1 protein-coding gene is annotated in these 391 nt (G+C 47.1%); it reads right to left on the bottom strand.

Annotation, left to right across the window (positions count from 1 at the left end; all coding sequences use genetic code 11):
• Positions 1-96 precede the first annotated feature (96 nt).
• Positions 97-391, bottom strand: a 295-nt coding sequence (locus tag MiSe_RS49950) for a hypothetical protein (protein WP_226595059.1), incomplete at its 5' end; no start/stop codon positions are given.

The raw sequence follows: 391 nt of genomic DNA, 5'->3' as shown, positions 1-391 counted from the left end.
GTAGGGACACGGCATTCAAAAAGTTTGACCGATGCAACAAATTCTGTTGCTGCCGTGTCCCTACCCTGGCAACATTTGATTGTAGGGGCACGGCGTTCAAAAATTTTGAGTTGACAACTTTGATTGTGGCTGCCGTGTCCCTACCCTTGCAACATTTGATCCTAGGGACACGGCATTCAAAAAGTTTGACCGATGCAACAAATTCTGTTGATGCCGTGTCCCTACCCTGGCAACATTTGATTGTAGGGACACGGCATTCAAAAAGTTTGACCGATGCAACAAATTCTGTTGCTGCCGTGTCCCTACCCTGGCAACATTTGATTGTAGGGGCACGGCGTTCAAAAATTTTGAGTTGACAACTTTGATTGTTGCTGCCGTGCCCCTACCCTTT

This window comes from Microseira wollei NIES-4236 (genome assembly GCF_020521235.1).
Classification (GTDB): domain Bacteria; phylum Cyanobacteriota; class Cyanobacteriia; order Cyanobacteriales; family Aerosakkonemataceae; genus Microseira; species Microseira wollei.
The sequence above is the reverse complement of the archived record's forward strand: the minus strand, read 5'-3'. Positions and strand labels throughout refer to the sequence as shown.